Consider the following 18422-nt stretch of genomic DNA (forward strand, 5'->3'; position numbering starts at 1 on the left):
AGCGCAGAGGCTTTGTTGAATAAATCGGATTTGGAATAAAGAGTCCCGTGAATGGGCATCTTTCAGGCATACCGGCGAGCGTCATCTTGTTTAATGCACAGATCATGGCCAGCGCCTCTGCAACTTGCCCATCATAATCTCGCAGCGACAGGTGACCACCAAATAGCTGTTTTACTCTGTACCTCGCTGTTGCCGCTATCGAACGTCGGTGGTAGCCTGTGATACTTTTCCACCGTGTGTTGTCTCCGGTAACGCGCTGGTTCGCCACCGCTTGATTTCGCTCTGCATAGTCTGCTGACCAATAACGGGCTCCGATTTCCTGACCGTGTTTTTTTACCTTCTACTCCCCTTCACCCAACACGTTGAGCCCGCTAGAGTCGATAACGAGGTGCGCAATTTCACCCGGCGTTGCGGTTTTAAACGGGACATGGCCGGATTTTGCCCGCTTACTGATGCAGGTATCGTCCGGGCAGTTCAACGGCACTTTGATCAGTGTGACAATGGAGTCGACGAAGCCCTGGAAGGCGCGCAGTGTCAGGCCGAAAATCCGTTTCAGCATCAATACGCTGGTGATTGCCATAGAGAAGGTTTTGCCTCGCATTACCACCGTTTCATCCACCGAGAAAGTGAGTGAACCCAGAGTGATAATGGCGTTGTTATAAGCCTTCCAGTTGGTGATGTTGAACTTTTGCTGGGCCACGGAATGTCGCTATTTTGACAGAAGGAGAGTGATCGGATCCGCGTGCCGGCCAAAAGTTCGATTTATTCAACAACGCCGAGGGGATGTTAACGCACTAATTTATACACAATAAAACTCTTTGAAAAGCACGCATTGATTAACCAGCGCGCCGGATGCACCGCGCATAAAAATAAAAGGTTTTAGAGGATGGCGGAACAGGTTCAGGCTGCAAATACCGAGTGGGTTGATATCGTCGACGAGCAAAACGAGGTGATTGCTCAATCCAGTATTTAACAGGTGAGGGCTGAACGGCTGCGCCATCGTGCTACTTATATTGTGGTGCATAATGGTATGGGAAAAATCCTGGTGCAGCATCGCACCTATATCAAGGACGTCTATCCAGGTTAGTTGGATGCCACTGCCGGTGGTGTAGTGCAGAGCGGTGATAATGTGCTGGATTCAGCGCGCCGCGAAGCCGAGGAAGAGCTAGGTGTACCCTTCGCCGAGCACGGTCTGTTTTACTTTGAAGAACAGCAGTACCGAGTATGGGGTGCGCTGTTCAGTTGTGTATCGCACGGGCCTTTTGCGTTGCACGCAGAAGAAGTGGCTGAAGTGAGCTGGCTGACGCCGGAAGAGATCACTGCCCGTTGCGACGAGTTCACGCCGGATTTGCTGAAGGCGCTGTCGCTGTGGCTGACGCGCAACAACGAACAGGGCTATGGCAAACCGCGACACGATGTAGATGAAAACGCCTGACTTCGCGTGATGCTGAATATAAAAAGCCGATCAATGACCCAATAGAGCCAGTCCATAATCTTGTTTCACTTCCTGCGTATTAAAGCCTGAATAACCTGACGTTGTTTATCGATGACAACGAGCAGCAGTTGGATGTCCTGTTGGACGACGTGATCAAACCGTTTGACCTACCCGCCAAATTCCGTGCTTTCGGCTTTTAGGCACAGACTATCCAAGGGTAACGACATCGCCGCATTGCGCGATGCAGTTTCGCCGATGCGCAGCGGCGAGCAGCGGCCATTGGTGGTCATTCTCGACAGTATCAAGAGGCCGGGCGTGGCCTGTCAGGAAAACCCACAGAATTCCCATCACCTGTGCCTGAGGCCGTAGATGCGGTAGGAAATGCACCATCGGCAAGGGCAACCTGCTGGGCGATGGGAATGACATCACGTTGATCGCCAACGGCATCATGATGGCAGATACGCTGGCGGAGGAATGCCCAGTACAAATGCGCTGGGTGGGGGGAAGAGAGTTACGGCCAGGTGGGCACCTAGGTTTTGCTGCAACAAGAATACGGCCTGAGCGCCGAGCATATTCTGGACGCTGCCAACCCACTGCTGCGCCGAGCGGGCTGAAAAGGAAAACGCCGGTCAGTGAACGACGTTTTTTTAGCTAATAGCCTTACGGTTACCGGGCCTTGTCGGCCGCAGCGTCAGCCTGGGAAGACTGGATCGCCGTCAGCGCCACGGTGTAAACGATATCGTCTACCAATGCACCACGCGATAGGTCGTTCACCGGTTTACGCATACCTTGCAACATTGGCCCGATAGACACCAGATCGGCAGAATGTTGTACCGCTTTGTAAGTGGTGTTGCCAGTATTTAGATCCGGGAAGATGAACACGGTAGCCTGGCCAGCAACCGGTGAATTCGGTGCCTTGGATTTCGCTACATCGGCCATGATGGCAGCATCGTATTGCAACGGGCCGTCGATGATCAAATCAGGGCGTTTTTCCTGCGCCAAACGGGTCGCTTCGCGGACTTTCTCCACATCGCTACCCGCGCCAGAATTGCCGGTGGAGTAGGAGATCATCGCTACGCGCGGTTCAATGCCGAAGGCGGCGGCAGAGTCCGCTGACTGAATAGCAATTTCAGATAGTTGCTCGGCGGTCGGGTCTGGGTTGATGGCACAGTCGCCGTACACCAGTACCTGATCAGGCAACAGCATGAAAAATACGGAGGATACCAGCGAGCTGCCTGGTGCGGTTTTGATCAGTTGCAACGGCGGACGGATGGTGTTGGCGGTGGTGTGAACCGCGCCAGATACCAAGCCATCGACTTCGCCCTTATCCAGCATCAGGGTGCCGAGCGTCACGTTGTCTTCCAACTGCTCACGTGCAACCACTTCGGTCATGCCCTTGCTTTTACGTAGTTCAACCAAACGCGGCACATAGTTTTCACGCACGGCGACGGGATCGACGATCTCGATACCTTTGCCCAGTTCAATGCCTTGTGCCGTAGCCACGCGCTGGATCTCGTCCGGTTTGCCTAGAAGCACACATTTTGCAATGCCCCGTTCGGCACAGATGATGGCTGCTTTCACAGTGCGTGGTTCATCGCCTTCCGGCAGCACGATGCGTTTACCCGCTTGGCGTGCCAGTTCGGTCAGCTCGTAGCGGAACGCCGGGGGAGAAAGGCGGCGTGAGCGCTCGGAGGCAGCGGACAGCGATTCGATCCACACAGCATTGATGTGGCTGGCAATATAGTTCTGCACTTTCTCAATGCGCTGATAGTCGTCAGACGGCACTTCGAGGTTGAAACTTTGCAGGTTGAGCGAAGTTTGCCAGGTATTGGTATCGACCATAAAGACTGGCAGGCCAGTTTCAAAGGCGCGTTCGCACAGCTGCTTGATCAGCTCGTCGATGGCATAGCCGCCAGTGAGCAGAATAGCGCCGATTTCCACGCCGTTCATTGCTGCCAGACAGGCGGAAACCAGTACGTCGGGATGGTCTGCTGAGGTGACTAACAGGGAACCCGGGCGCAAGTGTTCCAGCATGTGCGGAAGGCTGCGTGCACAGAAGGTCACGGATTTCACGCGGCGGGTCATTATATCGCCTGTGTTGATCACACGTGCCTTCAGGTGACGGGCCATGTCGATAGCGCGCGTAGCGATCAGGTCGAAGCTCCATGGCACGCAGCCTAGCACCGGTAACGGGCTGTTAGCGAACAACTGTGTAAGATCGAGATGGGTAATGCTGGCTTTGGGGGAGTCGTCAAAGATTTCGGACAAGTCAGGGCGGGTGTCACCTTGCTCGTCAACCGGGGCGTTAAGTTTATTGATGATCACGCCGGTAATGTTCTTGTTTTTACTGCCACCAAAGCTGCTGCGTGCCAGTTCGATACGTTCTTTCAATTGCGTTGGGGAGTCGTTGCCCAGCGCCAGCACGAAGACGATTTCTGCATTCAGTGTCTTGGCGATTTCGTAGTTTAACGCGTTGGCGAACTGGTGTTTACGGGTTGGCACCAGCCCTTCGATCAATACCACTTCCGCGTCTTTGGCGCTCTCGTGGTAGCGAGCCACAAGCTCTTCCATCAGAACATCCTGCTGGTTGGCACTCAGCAAGCGTTCAACATAGCTTATGCGCAGCGGTTCGGCCGCTGGGATGGGGGAATGGCTGCGGATGACGGTAGTGGTTTGATCCAGGAGATCGTCTCCAGCACGGGGTTGGGCGATAGGTTTGAACACGCTCAGGCGAATGCCTTTCTGTTCCATAGAACGAATGACACCTAAACTGACGCTGGTCAAACCAACGCTGGTGCCAGTGGGGATCAACATTATTGTACGTGACACAGAACAGTTCTCTTCACAGTTAACATGAGGCTGAAATAACCCTGTCCGCCTGGGCTGACAGGACTTGAACGCATTACATGGTCAGACGAAAAGCGTCCTGCGCGATGACCCGTTCTTCGTTAGTCGGGATAACCAGCGCCAGACGGCTGCCGTCTTTGGTGATGGTGCCAGACTTGCCGAAGCGGGCTGCGATATTGCGTTCATGATCGATTTCAAAGCACAATAGGCCCAGTTTACCGAGGGTCAGTTCACGCACTTTACTGGAGTTTTCGCCGATGCCGCCGGTGAAGATCACCGCGTCGAGACGCCCGTCCATCAGGGCGCTGTAGGCACCGATGTATTTGGCTAGGCGGTGACAGAAAACATCCATTGCGCGCTTAGCATCGGCTTTACTGTCATAGTTGTCTTCCATATAACGGCAGTCGCTAGTGATGCCAGTCAGGCCCAACAGGCCGGACTCTTTAGTGAGCATTTTGTTGATCTGGTCGATGCTCATGCCCGGAGTGGCGTGCAGGTGGAAGATGATCGCCGGATCGATGTCACCGCTGCGGGTGCCCATCACCAGACCTTCCAGCGGGGTCAAACCCATTGACGTGTCAACGCACTGGCCGTTGCGCACTGCGGTGACAGAACCGCCGTTACCCAGATGGCAGGTGATCACGTTTACTTCTTCCACTGGTTTGTTCAGCATTTTCGCAGCTTCTTGTGTCACGTAGAAGTGGCTAGTGCCGTGTGCACCGTAGCGGCGAACACCGTGATCACGGTACAGGCTGTACGGCAGGGCGTAAAGATAGGATGTTTCCGGCATGGTTTGATGGAACGCAGTGTCGAACACGGCAACGTTTTTATCAGCCAGTTGAGGAAAAGATTGGAAAGCTTCTGCGATACCGATCAAGTGCGCTGGGTTATGCAAAGGTGCAAACGGTACAGAATCTTTGATACCCTGTAGCACATCGTCGTTGATGATGGCCGATGTGGTAAATTTCTCGCCGCCGTGTACGATGCGGTGGCCGATAGCGGTCAACTGCGCGGAAAGCGCCGGTTTTTGTGCCAGAATAGTGCTAACAATGAAGTTCAGCGCTTCGCTGTGCGCAGCACCAGCACCCAGGTCAGCTTGGTGTTTTGCGCCGTCAATTTTCCACTTTATACGTGATTCAGGCAGTTGGAAACACTCAGCCAAACCGGAAAGGAACTCTTCACCGCTAGCAGCATCGATAATGGCGAACTTCAGGGAAGAACTGCCACAGTTAAGAACCAGTACTAGCTTACTCGACATGGAAGTACCTACTTAAGTAGTTGAGTTTGTGTCGTTAAAGGAAAACCAAGAACACACGGCAAATTATTTGCCAATCAGGCAACTGCGTAGCGCTTACAGCCATCAACATGGATAATTAGCCTCATGTAATGGGAAAAGATTACAAGATGATGAAAAACCGATTATTTTACTGTGGCTTAGATAAAATTGATTTTTATAATGCTAAAGGGTGACAAAATTTTTATCATCTTTGATGGTCAAAATGCCTGTCTAGGATACCGATAGCCTGCCGTAAACACAAAATAAATTTTAAAGATTCAAATCTTTAGGCTTGTGTAGCACTTTAGATGAAGTGGAGGTACGTAATGACAAGCAAACAAACCGGTTCTGTAAGCTGGTTCCAGGTCTTCCTGTGCGGGCAGCATTATATGAAAACCTGGCCGTCAGACAAACGCCTGGCTCCGGTCTTTCCTGAGCATCGCGTGGCACGCACCACCCGTTTTGCTATTCGTTTTATGCCGCCCTTGGCGATATTTACTTTGACCTGGCAGATCGCGTTGGGTGGCCAGCTCGGCACGGCGATCGCCACCGCGCTGTTCGCCTGTGTTCTGCCGATGCAGGGGTTGTGGTGGCTGGGCCGCCGCTCGCTCACGCCATTGCCACCGATGCTGTTGCAGTGGTTCATTGATGTGCGCAACAAGCTGGAGGCATCAGGCCAGGGGGGAGTTCCGACTGAAGGGACACCTACCTATCAGGCTCTGGCAGATTTGCTGAAACGTGCCTTCAAGCAACTGGATAAAACTTTCCTCGACGATCTGTAAGCGTAAAAAAGTTGCAACGATGGCGATTACACTTTGGTTGTTAGATTTTGGCAGGTACCATGAGAGCCGCGCCGATGGAGTTATAGCAAGGAATCGAGGCTAATTTCTTCCAGCGACATGCTAAAGCCTGGGATAAACACCTCCATAAAATAGTCCATCTCTGGGCTACGGCGCCGCTGTAAGATTTTGTCCAACCGCGTCTTGCCCAGCGTGAATTCATTATTGCCGGCGTACAGCTCCTCCAGGCACTTTAGGTAGGCACTCAGCGCGTCGGCTTGTTTCACCACCAGCTTTTCATCTTCATTGTAGTAATGCTCATCGAGAATCAAACGGAAATCATCACGCAGTTCTACCGGGATCATATCAAGCAACTTCTGTTGGGCTATTTTTTCGATTTTCTTGTACTCGTGAGCGATCTGCGGATTGTGGTACTTGATCGGTGTCGGCATGTCACCGGTGATCACTTCACTGGCATCGTGGTACATCGCCAACAATGCCACGCGATCAGTGTTCAGGTTGCCATTGAATTTGCGGTTCTTGATTACCGCTAGCGCGTGGGCGACAAAAGCCACCTGTAGGCTGTGCTCGGAAACGTTCTCGGTACGCACGTTGTGCATCAGCGGCCAGCGGTTGATCAGTTTCAAGCGGAACAGGTGGGCAAAGAAATGGCTCTGGCTCATGATTGTCTCTATCTACAACGGCAAATGTGAAGGTGTCATTGTGAGCAGTGCTGGCGGGTTATGCAAATATCCTTCACACTGCACGCCGCGTTCAAGTTTTCTCTCGACAGATTTATCTCCCTGGTCAAGGAGTTATTTATGCTTCTGGGGATAATACGCCTCATTCTTAAGGCTCATTTTACGAGCCAGCGCTGTTCAAATCCGTTCCAAACCGATTTGTTGCTCAGTGGCCGCCTAGATGCGTCTCGAAGTATTTCAGCCATTGCCAGAGTGTGCTCGTTTTTACTGCCGGTAGTTTTCCAGGAAATGGCTTAATTTGCCGATCGCCATTTCTAACTCATCCACGCGGGGTAGCATGACGATGCGCAGGTGGTCTGGATACGGCCAATTGAATGCGCTGCCTTGCACCAAAAGCACCTTTTCTTGCAGCAGCAGGTCAAGCACCATTTTTTGGTCGTCGTGGATGTTGAAATGTTTGGTGTCGATGCGCGGGAACAGGTACAACGCACCTTGTGGTTTCACGCAGGAGACTCCGGGGATATCGTTGAGCATTTCCCAGGTGCGGTTGCGTTGTTCATATAGCCGACCGCCGGGCTGAATGAATTTGCTGATGCTTTGGTAGCCACCCAGCGCGGTCTGGATAGCATGTTGCATCGGCACGTTGGCGCACAGGCGCATTGAGGCCAGCATTTCCAACCCTTCGATGTAACCCTTAGCCTGTTTCTTCGGCCCGTTAAGCACCATCCAACCTTGGCGAAAGCCTGCCACGCGATAAGTCTTCGACAAGCCGTTAAAAGTAACAGTCAGCAGATCGGGTGCCAGCGCGGCGATCGAATGGTGCTCAGCCTCGTCATACAGGATTTTGTCGTAAATCTCGTCGGAAAAGATGAGCAGATTATGCAGACGGGCGATCTCGACGATCTGCTCCAGCAAGGCTTTGCTATAGACTGCGCCGGTTGGGTTATTCGGGTTGATGATCACAATGCCACGGGTGCGTGGTGTGATCTTGCTTATGATGTCGTCCAAATCCGGGAACCAACCGGCCTGCTCGTCACATAAGTAATGTAACGCCTTGCCACCAGACAGCGACACTGCTGCGGTCCACAGTGGGTAATCGGGTGCTGGCACCAGCATTTCATCACCAGTGTTGAGCAGCGCCTGCATGGATTGGACGATCAACTCGGATACGCCGTTGCCAATGTAGATATCTTCAACAGTAACGTCATGCATATTGCGCGCTTTGTAGTGCTGCATGATCGCCTTACGTGCCGAAAAAAGCCCTTTGGAATCACAATAACCTTGCGCAGTAGGCAGATTGCGCAACACATCAACTAGGATTTCGTCCGGAGCATCGAAGCCGAACGGGGCAGGATTACCGATGTTCAGTTTCAGTACATTATTGCCTTCTTCCTCAAGACGTTTAGCTTCTTTGAGCACCTGGCCACGAATGTCATAACAGACGTTGTCTAATTTGCTGGATTTCTCAATAGGTGACATAGGAAGTAGAACCTTTTACTTACTGGGATAAGGCGTTGTTACTGTGGAACAGCGCAAACCACCTAATGTACTACTGACGCTGATGTTTTTGAAGCGTTGAACGGCGTTGTTGAATAAATCCAACTTTTGGCTGGGACGCGGATCAGATCACTCTCCTTCTGTCAACATAGCGACATTCCGTGGCCCAGCAAAAGTTCAACATCACCAACTGGAAGGCTTACAACAACGCCCTTATCACTCGGGGTTCACTCACTTGCTGGGGGGATGAAACGGCACTTCACGCCTGGTACTGCGAGGCAAAACCTTCTCTGCGTGGTCGCACACCACATTATTCCGATATGGCAATCACCAGCGTATTGATGCTGAAACGGATTTTCGGCCTGACACTTCGCGCCCTCCAGGGCTTCGTCGACTCCATTGTCACACTGATTAAAGTGCTGTTGAACTGCCCGGACGACACCTGCATCAGTAAGCGGGCGAAGTCCGGCCATGTCCCGTTTAAAACACCAACGCCAGGTGAAATTGCGCACCTCGTTATCGACTCTAGCGGGCTCAACGTGTTGGGTGAAGGGGAGTGGATGGCAAAAAAACATGGTCAGGAAAAACGGCGGATCTGGCGAAAACTGCATTTGGCCGTAGATACAGAAACACATGAGGTCATCTGTGCTGACCTTTCCTTGAGCAATGTCACCGATACCGAAGCCTTCCCAGGTCTTATCCGCCAGAGGTACCGTAACATCAAAGTCGCCTCGGCGGATCGGGCTTAGGATACGCGAGTGTGTGATGATGAGTTAAGGGGCAAGAAGCTCAAGGCGTTAATACCGCCCAGCAGCGGAGCCCGTTATTGGTCGGCAGACTATGCAGAGCAAAATCAAGCGGTGGCGAACCAGCGCGTTACCGGAGACAACACACGGTGGAAAAGTATCACAGGCTACCACCGACGTTCGATAGCGGCAACAGCGAGGTACAGAGTAAAATAGCTATTTGGTCACCTGTCGCTGCGAGATTATGATGGGCAAGTTGCAGAGGCGCTGGCCATGATCTGTGCATTAAACAAGATGCCGCTCGCCGGTATGCCAGAAAGTGTACGCCTTGCCTGAAAGCTACCCATTCACGGGACTCTATTCCAAATCCGATTTATTCAACAAAGCCACTTCGTGCAGATAGAAGACGTGCCGCAAAATCACGATCTGGCACCGTTGCGCCACGGCGTCACCTTAAAAGATGGCCCCACCTTGCCCGCTATAGTGGAACAGGTGGACTAACCGCAATGGATGTGGCCGCGCAATCCACCGATCCGCGAACACAAATCAATCCCCACCACTTGGCTGAAAATCACCCTGTTCGAAGGCTGAAACCGTCAAATACGCCGCATCACGGCACATATCGGTTTCCCTACCCTGCGCCTGATTCGCTAAAGTATGGGCAACCTTTCATTAGGTGAGCTGCAACCCGGTGAATGAAAAAATCTTGATTCCCTATTAATGGCCGTGCGCCCACATGCCCGACGTGATATGATTTTTTGCTTATTTTTATCTGCCGGCTCATGAGACCCCCATGTCAGACAACAGCCAGAAAAAAGTCATCGTCGGCATCTCCGGCGGCGTCGATTCTTCCGTTACTGCCTATTTATTACAGCAGCAGGGCTATCAGGTCGCTGGTCTGTTTATGAAAAATTGGGAAGAGGACGATGATGAAGAATACTGCTCAGCAGCCGCCGATTTAGCCGATGCGCAAGCGGTATGTGACAAGCTGGGTATCAAGCTGCATACGGTGAACTTCGCAGCGGAATACTGGGACAACGTGTTTGAACTGTTCCTGGAAGAGTACCAAGCAGGTCGCACACCTAACCCAGATATTTTGTGTAATAAAGAGATCAAATTTAAAGCCTTCCTGGAATTCGCTGCAGAAAATCTAGGGGCTGACTTTATTGCCACCGGCCACTACGTGCGCCACCAGGATGTGGACGGTAAATGCCGCCTGCTGCGCGGTATCGACAGTAACAAAGACCAAAGTTACTTCCTGTACACGCTGAGCCACGAGCAGGTGGCGCAAAGCCTTTTCCCGGTCGGTGAGCTGGAAAAACCGCAAGTGCGCCGCATCGCCGAGCAGTTGGCGCTGGTCACTGCCAAGAAGAAGGACTCTACCGGCATTTGCTTTATTGGCGAGCGCAAGTTCCGCGACTTTCTAGGGCGTTATCTGCCCGCTCAGCCAGGCTTAATCGTCAGCGTTGATGGCCAGACCGTCGGCAAGCACAAGGGGCTGATGTATCACACCCTGGGCCAGCGCAAAGGGCTAGGCATCGGTGGCATGAAAGACAGCAGCGAGGAGCCGTGGTACGTGGTGGACAAAGATGTGGCCAACAATATGCTGGTCGTCGCGCAGGGGCATGACCACCGGCGTTTGATGTCCGCTGGCCTAATCGCGCAACAACTGCATTGGGTTGATCGCATGCTACGCAGTGAGCCATTCCGTTGCACAGTGAAAACCCGCTATCGCCAGCAGGACATCCTCTGCCGCGTTACACCACTTGACGATAAGCTCATCGAAGTGCGATTCGACGAGCCGGTAGCTGCCGTGACTCCAGGCCAATCTGCCGTGTTCTATCAGGGAGAAATCTGCATTGGAGGCGGAATTATCGAACAACGTCTGACGTAAAAAAGGGTCAGGTGCTGCAATCACCGCAGCCCATGAACGCCTTTATTTAAAATGTTGAGTTACCCAATCAGGCGCAAGCTCTAATAGTTCCGACACGATCAGTGCGAGAAGAACTGACCACCACAATATGCCTGTGTCCTCCGCCAGAGCATGCCGGCTTTTTGCGCTGCTCTACGTCACACGGCAGCTCTGCCTTAGCGTCGGCGTACTAGGCACTGGGTTTAGCGCTGATTTTGTGGCATGATCTGTAACATTTGTTGTCATCGTTGTTGTTACAGCCATGGCTGATCATCACCGAATTGTAGCCACTGCCGTCACCCTTTCGATACAAATAATTTTATAGAGTAAGCCATGTACCATTAACCGTGTTTACAGGAGTAGCCGTGGCGAAGAATTATTATAACATCACGCTGGCGATAGCTGGAATTAGCCAGTCAGCACGGCTGGTTCAGCAGTTGGCGAACCAAGGGCAATATGATCACGAAGCATTTCATACCTCCCTGAGTAGCCTGCTACAAATGGACTCCCCTTCCACGTTAGCAGTATTCGGCGGCGAAGAGCGCAAACTTAAGGTCGGCCTTGAAACGCTGATGGGCTTACTCAACGCCAGTAATAAAGGAGCGGGTGCTGAACTGACCCGCTACACCCTCAGCCTGATGGTGTTGGAACGCAAGCTCCAAGCCAATAAGCAGGCAATGCAAACCCTTGGCGATCGTCTCAGCCAGCTCGATCGCCAGTTGGAACATTTTGACCTTGAGTCAGATACGATCATCAGCGCGCTGGCTAGCATGTATGTCGATGTGGTCAGCCCGCTCGGTCAGCGCATTCAGGTTATCGGTTCGTCGGCGATCTTGCAGAATCCACAGGTGCAGTCCAAGGTTCGCGCCGTCCTGCTGGCGGGCATCCGCGCAGCCGTGTTGTGGCAACAGGTTGGCGGTAGCCGCCTGCAGCTCATGTTTTCCCGTCATCGTCTGATCAAGCAGGCACAAAATATCATTGCTGATTGTTAATAGATCCCAGGAGTTGCTACCGATGGAATTATCCTCACTGACAGCCATTTCACCCGTTGATGGACGCTACGGTGATAAAGTCAGCGCCCTGCGCACCGTTTTCAGCGAATACGGTCTGCTAAAATTCCGTGTGCAGGTAGAAGTACGTTGGCTGCAAAAACTGGCCGCCTGTGCAGAAATCAAGGAAGTTCCCGCTTTTAATACCAACACCAATGCTTTCCTCGACAAAATTGTCGGGGAATTCAGCGAAGAAGACGCGCAGCGTATTAAGACCATCGAGCGCACCACCAACCACGATGTTAAAGCGGTCGAGTATTTCCTGAAGGAGAAATTTGCGGCGATCCCTGGTCTGCATGCAGTATCCGAATTCATCCACTTCGCCTGCACCTCAGAAGATATCAATAACCTGTCGCACGCGCTGATGCTGCAAACCGCGCGTCAGGATGTTGTGCTGCCTTGTTGGCGAAAAATCATTGACGCGATGAAAAGCCTGGCACTGGAATATCGCTACATTCCTTTACTGTCTCGCACCCATGGTCAGCCGGCTACCCCATCTACCGTCGGTAAAGAGTTCGCTAATGTGGCCTACCGTATGGAACGCCAGTTTTGTCAGTTGGCACATTTGGAGATCATGGGTAAAATCAACGGCGCGGTCGGAAACTACAACGCCCATATCGTTGCCTACCCGGATGTGGACTGGCACTTGTTCAGCGAAACCTTCGTCACTTCTTTGGGCATAACCTGGAACCCATACACCACCCAGATAGAGCCGCACGACTATATAGCTGAACTGTTCGACTGCGTGGCACGCTTTAATACCATTTTGATCGACTTTGACCGCGATATTTGGGGCTACATCGCCCTGAACCACTTTACGCAGAAAACTATCGCCGGTGAGATCGGTTCCTCCACCATGCCGCACAAAGTCAATCCGATTGACTTCGAAAACTCCGAAGGTAACCTGGGCCTGGCCAATGCAGTACTGGGCCATTTGGCCAGCAAACTGCCCGTTTCCCGCTGGCAGCGCGACTTGACCGATTCCACCGTGCTGCGTAACCTCGGCGTTGGCCTGGGCTATGCGCTGATCGCATATCAGGCGACCATGAAAGGCATCAGTAAGCTGGAAGTAAATCAGGCGCACCTGCTCAACGAATTGGATCACAACTGGGAAGTGCTGGCCGAGCCGATCCAGACTGTGATGCGCCGCTACGGAATCGAAAAGCCCTATGAGAAACTGAAAGAGCTGACTCGTGGTAAGCGCGTGGATGCAGCTGGCATGCAGGCATTTATCGATGCTCTGGCATTGCCGGAAGAAGAAAAAACCCGCCTGAAGGCGATAACACCAGCCAACTATATCGGCCGTGCCGCTACCTTGGTCAACGAGCTAAATGCGCGATAAACAGGTAACCACCGAGCTAATATAAGTTGGAACCAGTGGCAGTAAAATTATCCAGAAACCTTGTTGGTTTCCGGATTTTTTATGCCGATAGTTCAACTTGCCCTACACTTCAGGCATGCCCGTCATCCCTTGGCTATCTGCAAAAATCCTGCTCTCAAATACACCTTTGGATGAAATGCTGAGTTTATGTTTTATTAAACTTTGCACCAGAACTGTTTATTCAGCGTTTATCAGCCGTTGCCGATAATAAGTCAGATCAAAAATCAATAACGTTTTTTCCGCTTACCTTGGGAACAAAACGGGCTATATCTACCATAACTTCGAATGGATAAGGTGCCCGTGCGCGTTCGCTAGAAAGCGTGTTACCTTTTATAACGTGGGTGCCAGGCCTGTTCACCAGAACATCTATAGGAGTTCACCGTGCGAATACGCGTTGTCGAAGATAATGGTTTATTATGCCACCACCTTTCCGTTCAGATGCGTGAAATGGGTCATCAGGTTGATGCTGCTGAATACGCAAAATAAGCCGATTACTTCCTGCAAGAACACGCGCCAGATATTGCCATTGTCGATCTTGGACTGCCAGGCGAAGACGGCCTTAGCCTGATCCGACGCTGGCGCGCTCACCAAATGAAATTGCCGATTCTGGTTCTGACCGCGCGCGAAATCTGGCAGGACAAAGTGGCAGTGCTAGAGGCCGGTGCTGACGACTATGTCACCAAGCAGTTTCATTTAGAAGAAGTGATCGCTCGCATTCAGGCGTTAATACGCAGTAACAGCGGCTTGGCCTCACAGATTATTGTGCTGCCGCCGTTCCAGATCGATCTGTCGCGCCGCGAGCTGAGTGTTAATGAGCATAACATCAAATTGACTGCCTTTGAATACACCATTATTGAGACGCTGATCCGCAATGCCGGCAAAGTGGTCAGCAAAGATTCGTTGATGCTACAACTGTACCCGGACGCCGAATTGCGCGAGAGCCATACCATCGATGTGCTGATGGGTCGCCTGCGCAAAAAAGTACAGGCAGAATATCCGCAGGACGTGATCACTACTGTGCGTCGCCAAGACTATCGCTTTGATGTAAAATGAGCAGTACGCTTAATGAGGATATAAAACCGTTTTCATTGTGCGCGCTTTTTAATGGCAACTGCTGGTGTGATCCTAGCATTGTCTCTGTCTTACTGCTTCTAGCAATGGTTAGGCGAGTTTATCTCTCAGTCACGCCACGAGTTGGATATAGCACCACTGGAACCACCCCATCAAATCAGTGAAATTTGCCAATTGCTGCAACAAGGTGAATCGCTTCAGCGATTAGGTGGCCTGCGTGTACTGCTCATCGGCGGTCAATCTTTCATCAATGGTGAAGTGATTGACACCGAGCACTTGCCAGCAGTAGATGCTTTGTGCCATAACTTCAGTGTTGATGCAGCCTTGCTTGGCGAAGCAGTGGACGATCCGTCATTTATGGGGCTGCTGGCCATGTTGGTAAACAGCGGATATTGGTATTTCATCCACTGATCCTAGCACTGAGAAGGTGACGGCACTGTCAGTTTTCAGGGTAGTACCGTAGGTGCTGGTGCTTATGGGATATAGTGCCACTGCGTGTTCCATCCCCACCAGTGACACACCGTGGCAATTGTAACCGCCGGTAAACAAATTTGGACAGGACAGAATGACAACTGGGTGCCATTGGTGCCACCACAGATCGGCTTTACCCTCTGTTCGATAAAGCTGGCATTGCTGGGATTATTTGTCGCATCATGATAAAACAAGCGACACTGAATCGGAACGGCTTTCAATTCCGTCTTACAGAGTCTATCATGCGCGCTCTAAAGTTTTCTATTGGCACTGCTGGTTTTGAAGCTCCATTCAATCATTGGGGCAACCCTAGAAGCTTCGGCAGTCTTTTCCAGTTGCGGTTCTATCTGCATTAGACCACGGGATAGAGTGACATTATAAATGACTGAGAAATCCTCTCTGATACCTCTTATTGAACTGCATGCCCTAAGCAAAGAGTTCGACGGTAAAACGATCATTGCCGATCTCAACCTAACAATTAACCACGGTGAATTCCTTACTATTGTCGGCCCTTCCGGCTGTGGTAAAACTACAGTGCTACGTTTGATCGCTGGATTGGAGACTGTCGATCAAGGACGCATCCTGGTTGATGACCAAGACATCACCGCCATCCCCGCCGAGCAGCGTCACGTCAATACCGTATTCCAAAGCTACGCCCTGTTCCCGCATATGACGGTGTTTGAAAACGTCGCCTTTGGCTTGCGGATGCAGAAAATCCCGGCAGCCGAACTGACGCCCCGCGTCAATGAGGCACTACGCATGGTGCAATTAGATAAGTTCGCCCAGCGCCGTCCAGGCCAGCTTTCCGGTGGTCAGCAGCAGCGTGTGGCTATCGCCCGTGCCGTGGTCAATAAACCGAAGGTGCTACTGTTGGACGAGTCGCTATCAGCGCTAGACTACAAACTGCGCAAGCTAATGCAAAGCGAACTGAAGGCACTACAGCGCAAACTGGGCATAACCTTCGTGCTCGTCACCCATGATCAAGAAGAGGCGCTGACCCTGTCAGACCGCATCGTGGTGATGCGTGATGGCCGCATTGAGCAGGCCGGCACACCGCGCGAAATTTACGAGGAGCCAAAGAACCTGTTCGTCGCGCGCTTTATCGGCGAGATCAACACCTTTGACGCCGTGGTATTGCAGCGCCTTGATCCACGGCGGATACGTGCTGATGTCGAAGGTCGCGAGTGCGACATCTATGCCGAACTGCCGGTTGAAGCAGGCCAGCGGCTGAAGGTATTGCTGCGCCCAGAAGACCTACAGGTGGAGGCAGCGAACGACGGTGCACAGCAGGATGGTCTGATCGGCTATGTACGTGAGCGCAACTACAAAGGCATGACACTGGAATCAGTGGTCAAGCTAGAGAGCGGCAAGATGGTAATGGTCAGCGAATTCTTTAACGGAGACAATCCGGATATCAACCGCTCGCTGAACCAAAAGGTGGCAGTGACTTGGGTCGAAAGCTGGGAGGTGGTGCTAGCTGATGAAGAAATCGCGTAAAGTCTTCCAAAATGCAGTGATCGTCGGCGTGGTAGCTTGGCTATTGTTGTTCGTCTTCTTGCCGAATCTGATCATTATTGGCACCAGCTTTCTTACCAGCGACGACGCTAATCTGGTGCAGGGGGTATTTACGCTCAACAACTACAGTCGGCTCTTCGATCCGCTGTATGTGCAGGTGCTGTTGCATTCGTTAAATATGGCGCTGATTGCCACCTTGTGCTGCCTTGCGCTCGGTTATCCGTTCGCCTTTATCTTGGCGCGCCTACCGCAGAAGCTGCAACCCCTGTTATTATTTCTATTGGTCGTGCCCTTCTGGACCAACTCACTAATCCGCGTTTACGGCCTAAAGCTGTTCCTCAGTTCCCGTGGCTACCTCAACGATGCACTGCTAAGCATCGGGCTGATCGACCAACCGCTGCGTATCATGTACACCTCAGGGGCAGTGATCCTTGGGCTGGTGTATATTCTGTTGCCGTTTATGGTGCTGCCGCTTTACTCCAGCATTGAAAAGCTGGACAAGCCCTGTCTGGAGGCAGCGCGCGATCTCGGTGCCAACAAGCTACAGACTTTTATCCGCATCATAGTGCCGCTGACCATGCCAGGCATCATCGCTGGTTTCCTGCTGGTGCTGCTGCCAGCCATGGGCGTATTCTACGTGGCGGATCTGCTGGGGGGGTCCAAGAACCTACTGATCGGTAACGTGATTAAAAGCCAGTTCCTCAATATTCGCGACTGGCCGTTTGGTGCGGCCACCAGCATCTGTTTAACACTGGCGATGGGGCTATTGTTACTGGTTTATTACCGGGTCACCCAACTGCTGAACAGGCAAGAGGGGCTGGTATGATTATGCGTCTGCTGCGCGGTGGGTTCATGGCCCTGGTTTACGCCTATTTGTATGTTCCGATTATTATCCTGATCGTTAACTCGTTCAACGCTTCGCGCTTTGGCTTCAGTTGGCAGGGTTTTACCACCCATTGGTACAGCATTTTGTTCAACAACGACAGCTTACTACAAGCGGCGGGTCAATCGTTAACCATGGCGGTACTGTCTGCTACTTTCGCCGCACTGATTGGCTCGCTGGCCGCAGTGGCGCTGTATCGTTACCGTTTTCGCGGCAAACCCTTTGTAAACGGCATGCTGTTTGTGGTGATGATGTCGCCAGATATTGTGATGGCGATTTCCCTTCTGGTTCTGTTTATGCTGCTGGGGATTTCGCTCGGTTTCTGGTCTCTGTTGTTCTCACACATCACCTTCTGTCTACCGTTTGTGGTGGTTACCGTCTACTCCCGGCTAAAGGGGTTTGACGTGAAAATGCTCGAAGCGGCACGCGATCTCGGTGCCGGCGAAGTCACCATCCTGCGCCAGATTATCCTACCGCTGGCGATGCCAGCAGTGGCGTCTGGCTGGCTGCTGAGCTTCACCTTATCCATGGATGACGTGGTAGTCTCTTCGTTCGTTACCGGCCCTGGCTATGAGATCTTACCGCTGAAGATCTATTCGATGGTGAAGGTCGGTGTGTCGCCGGAGGTCAACGCCCTGGCCACCATCCTGCTGCTGCTGTCCTCGGTTCTGGTGATTGCCAGCCAATGGGTGATGCATGACCGCAGCCCTAAAATCCGATAATGTTCTGGATGCTGCGGCACCCAAACGTCGGATGAGTAGCGCCCTGTGGTGGTTTGCGCTTGCTCGTCTATCCCGCTGTGTTGGCGTGCAAACCAAGTAAAAGTACGCCAGCGTTACATAGCCCGGTGGCACCGACT

The 18422-nt window shown here is 52.2% G+C and carries 12 protein-coding genes and 10 pseudogenes; 16 read left to right on the plus strand and 6 right to left on the minus strand.

Annotated elements, in window-relative coordinates:
• Positions 1 to 61 precede the first annotated feature (61 nt).
• A pseudogene (locus AACL06_RS01840) lies at positions 62 to 700 on the minus strand (transposase); the annotation flags it as partial.
• Between the two features lie 186 nt (positions 701 to 886).
• Between AACL06_RS01840 and yfcD the strand changes: the two are divergent.
• From yfcD to AACL06_RS01855, 3 pseudogenes are all read left to right on the plus strand, one after another.
• Positions 887 to 1435 (plus strand): annotated as a pseudogene (gene yfcD / locus AACL06_RS01845) (NUDIX hydrolase YfcD).
• A gap of 83 nt (positions 1436 to 1518) precedes the next feature.
• Positions 1519 to 1804, plus strand: a pseudogene (locus AACL06_RS10480) (transketolase); the annotation flags it as partial.
• A 4-nt stretch (positions 1805 to 1808) separates the two neighbouring features.
• Positions 1809 to 2049: pseudogene (locus AACL06_RS01855) on the plus strand (hypothetical protein); the annotation flags it as partial.
• A gap of 52 nt (positions 2050 to 2101) precedes the next feature.
• Here AACL06_RS01855 and pta read toward each other — a convergent pair.
• Positions 2102 to 4264 carry a phosphate acetyltransferase gene (pta, locus tag AACL06_RS01860; protein ID WP_339037577.1) on the minus strand — a complete coding sequence of 721 codons (2163 nt, stop codon included), beginning with the start codon at positions 4262 to 4264 and terminating at the stop codon, positions 2102 to 2104.
• Between the two features lie 73 nt (positions 4265 to 4337).
• Positions 4338 to 5540, minus strand: coding sequence for an acetate kinase (gene ackA, locus AACL06_RS01865; RefSeq protein WP_339037579.1), 1203 nt, complete (start codon positions 5538 to 5540; stop codon positions 4338 to 4340).
• Between the two features lie 344 nt (positions 5541 to 5884).
• Between ackA and yfbV the strand changes: the two genes are divergently transcribed.
• Positions 5885 to 6340 carry a terminus macrodomain insulation protein YfbV gene (gene yfbV / locus AACL06_RS01870; protein WP_339037581.1) on the plus strand — a complete coding sequence of 152 codons (456 nt, stop codon included), beginning with the start codon at positions 5885 to 5887 and terminating at the stop codon, positions 6338 to 6340.
• Positions 6341 to 6420: 80 nt separating this feature from the next.
• Here yfbV and yfbR read toward each other — a convergent pair whose 3' ends face one another.
• Both yfbR and AACL06_RS01880 read right to left on the minus strand, forming a co-directional pair.
• Positions 6421 to 7020 (minus strand): 5'-deoxynucleotidase, encoded by a 600-nt coding sequence (yfbR, locus tag AACL06_RS01875; protein WP_339037583.1) that lies wholly within the window; start codon positions 7018 to 7020, stop codon positions 6421 to 6423.
• Positions 7021 to 7302: 282 nt separating this feature from the next.
• Positions 7303 to 8517 (minus strand): pyridoxal phosphate-dependent aminotransferase, encoded by a 1215-nt coding sequence (locus tag AACL06_RS01880; RefSeq protein WP_339037585.1) that lies wholly within the window; start codon positions 8515 to 8517, stop codon positions 7303 to 7305.
• A 106-nt stretch (positions 8518 to 8623) separates the two neighbouring features.
• On the opposite strand from AACL06_RS01880, the gene AACL06_RS01885 reads away from it, so the two are divergent.
• The 9 genes and pseudogenes from AACL06_RS01885 to AACL06_RS01920 all read left to right on the plus strand — a co-directional run.
• Complete coding sequence (locus tag AACL06_RS01885; RefSeq protein WP_339037587.1) at positions 8624 to 8785, plus strand: hypothetical protein; 162 nt, start codon at positions 8624 to 8626, stop codon at positions 8783 to 8785.
• Positions 8718 to 9617 (plus strand): annotated as a pseudogene (locus tag AACL06_RS01890) (IS5 family transposase). Before AACL06_RS01885 ends, AACL06_RS01890 begins: the two are co-directional and overlap by 68 nt.
• A gap of 51 nt (positions 9618 to 9668) precedes the next feature.
• Positions 9669 to 9932, plus strand: a pseudogene (locus AACL06_RS01895) (23S rRNA pseudouridylate synthase); the annotation flags it as partial.
• Between the two features lie 142 nt (positions 9933 to 10074).
• On the plus strand, positions 10075 to 11175 hold the full coding sequence (mnmA, locus tag AACL06_RS01900) for a tRNA 2-thiouridine(34) synthase MnmA (protein ID WP_339037589.1): 1101 nt from the start codon (positions 10075 to 10077) through the stop codon (positions 11173 to 11175).
• Between the two features lie 383 nt (positions 11176 to 11558).
• Entirely contained in the window at positions 11559 to 12185 is a 627-nt protein-coding gene (hflD, locus tag AACL06_RS01905; protein WP_339037591.1) for a high frequency lysogenization protein HflD, read from the plus strand.
• Between the two features lie 22 nt (positions 12186 to 12207).
• Complete coding sequence (purB, locus tag AACL06_RS01910; protein WP_339037593.1) at positions 12208 to 13584, plus strand: adenylosuccinate lyase; 1377 nt, start codon at positions 12208 to 12210, stop codon at positions 13582 to 13584.
• A 420-nt stretch (positions 13585 to 14004) separates the two neighbouring features.
• Positions 14005 to 14676, plus strand: a pseudogene (phoP, locus tag AACL06_RS01915) (two-component system response regulator PhoP).
• A pseudogene (locus AACL06_RS10485) lies at positions 14673 to 14769 on the plus strand (hypothetical protein); the annotation flags it as partial. The pseudogenes phoP and AACL06_RS10485, both read left to right, overlap by 4 nt.
• A 12-nt stretch (positions 14770 to 14781) precedes the next feature.
• Positions 14782 to 15105 (plus strand): annotated as a pseudogene (locus AACL06_RS01920) (winged helix domain-containing protein); the annotation flags it as partial.
• Here AACL06_RS01920 and AACL06_RS01925 read toward each other — a convergent pair.
• Positions 15046 to 15314: pseudogene (locus AACL06_RS01925) on the minus strand (hypothetical protein); the annotation flags it as partial. The pseudogenes AACL06_RS01920 and AACL06_RS01925 overlap by 60 nt on opposite strands.
• 232 nt (positions 15315 to 15546) lie before the next feature.
• On the opposite strand from AACL06_RS01925, the gene potA reads away from it, so the two are divergent.
• Genes potA through potC form a run of 3 tightly spaced genes read left to right on the plus strand, consistent with a single transcriptional unit; the run spans position 15547 to position 18285 of the window.
• The gene (potA, locus tag AACL06_RS01930) at positions 15547 to 16662 is read left to right on the plus strand and encodes a spermidine/putrescine ABC transporter ATP-binding protein PotA (protein WP_339037595.1); all 1116 of its coding nucleotides are present in this window, start codon (positions 15547 to 15549) and stop codon (positions 16660 to 16662) included.
• The gene (gene potB / locus AACL06_RS01935; protein ID WP_339037597.1) at positions 16646 to 17506 is read left to right on the plus strand and encodes a spermidine/putrescine ABC transporter permease PotB; all 861 of its coding nucleotides are present in this window, start codon (positions 16646 to 16648) and stop codon (positions 17504 to 17506) included. Before potA ends, potB begins: the two co-directional genes overlap by 17 nt.
• On the plus strand, positions 17503 to 18285 hold the full coding sequence (potC, locus tag AACL06_RS01940) for a spermidine/putrescine ABC transporter permease PotC (RefSeq protein ID WP_339037599.1): 783 nt from the start codon (positions 17503 to 17505) through the stop codon (positions 18283 to 18285). Before potB ends, potC begins: the two co-directional genes overlap by 4 nt.
• Positions 18286 to 18422 lie beyond the last annotated feature (137 nt).

This window comes from Serratia symbiotica (Periphyllus acericola), from assembly GCF_964019515.1.
GTDB lineage: Bacteria > Pseudomonadota > Gammaproteobacteria > Enterobacterales > Enterobacteriaceae > Serratia > Serratia symbiotica_D.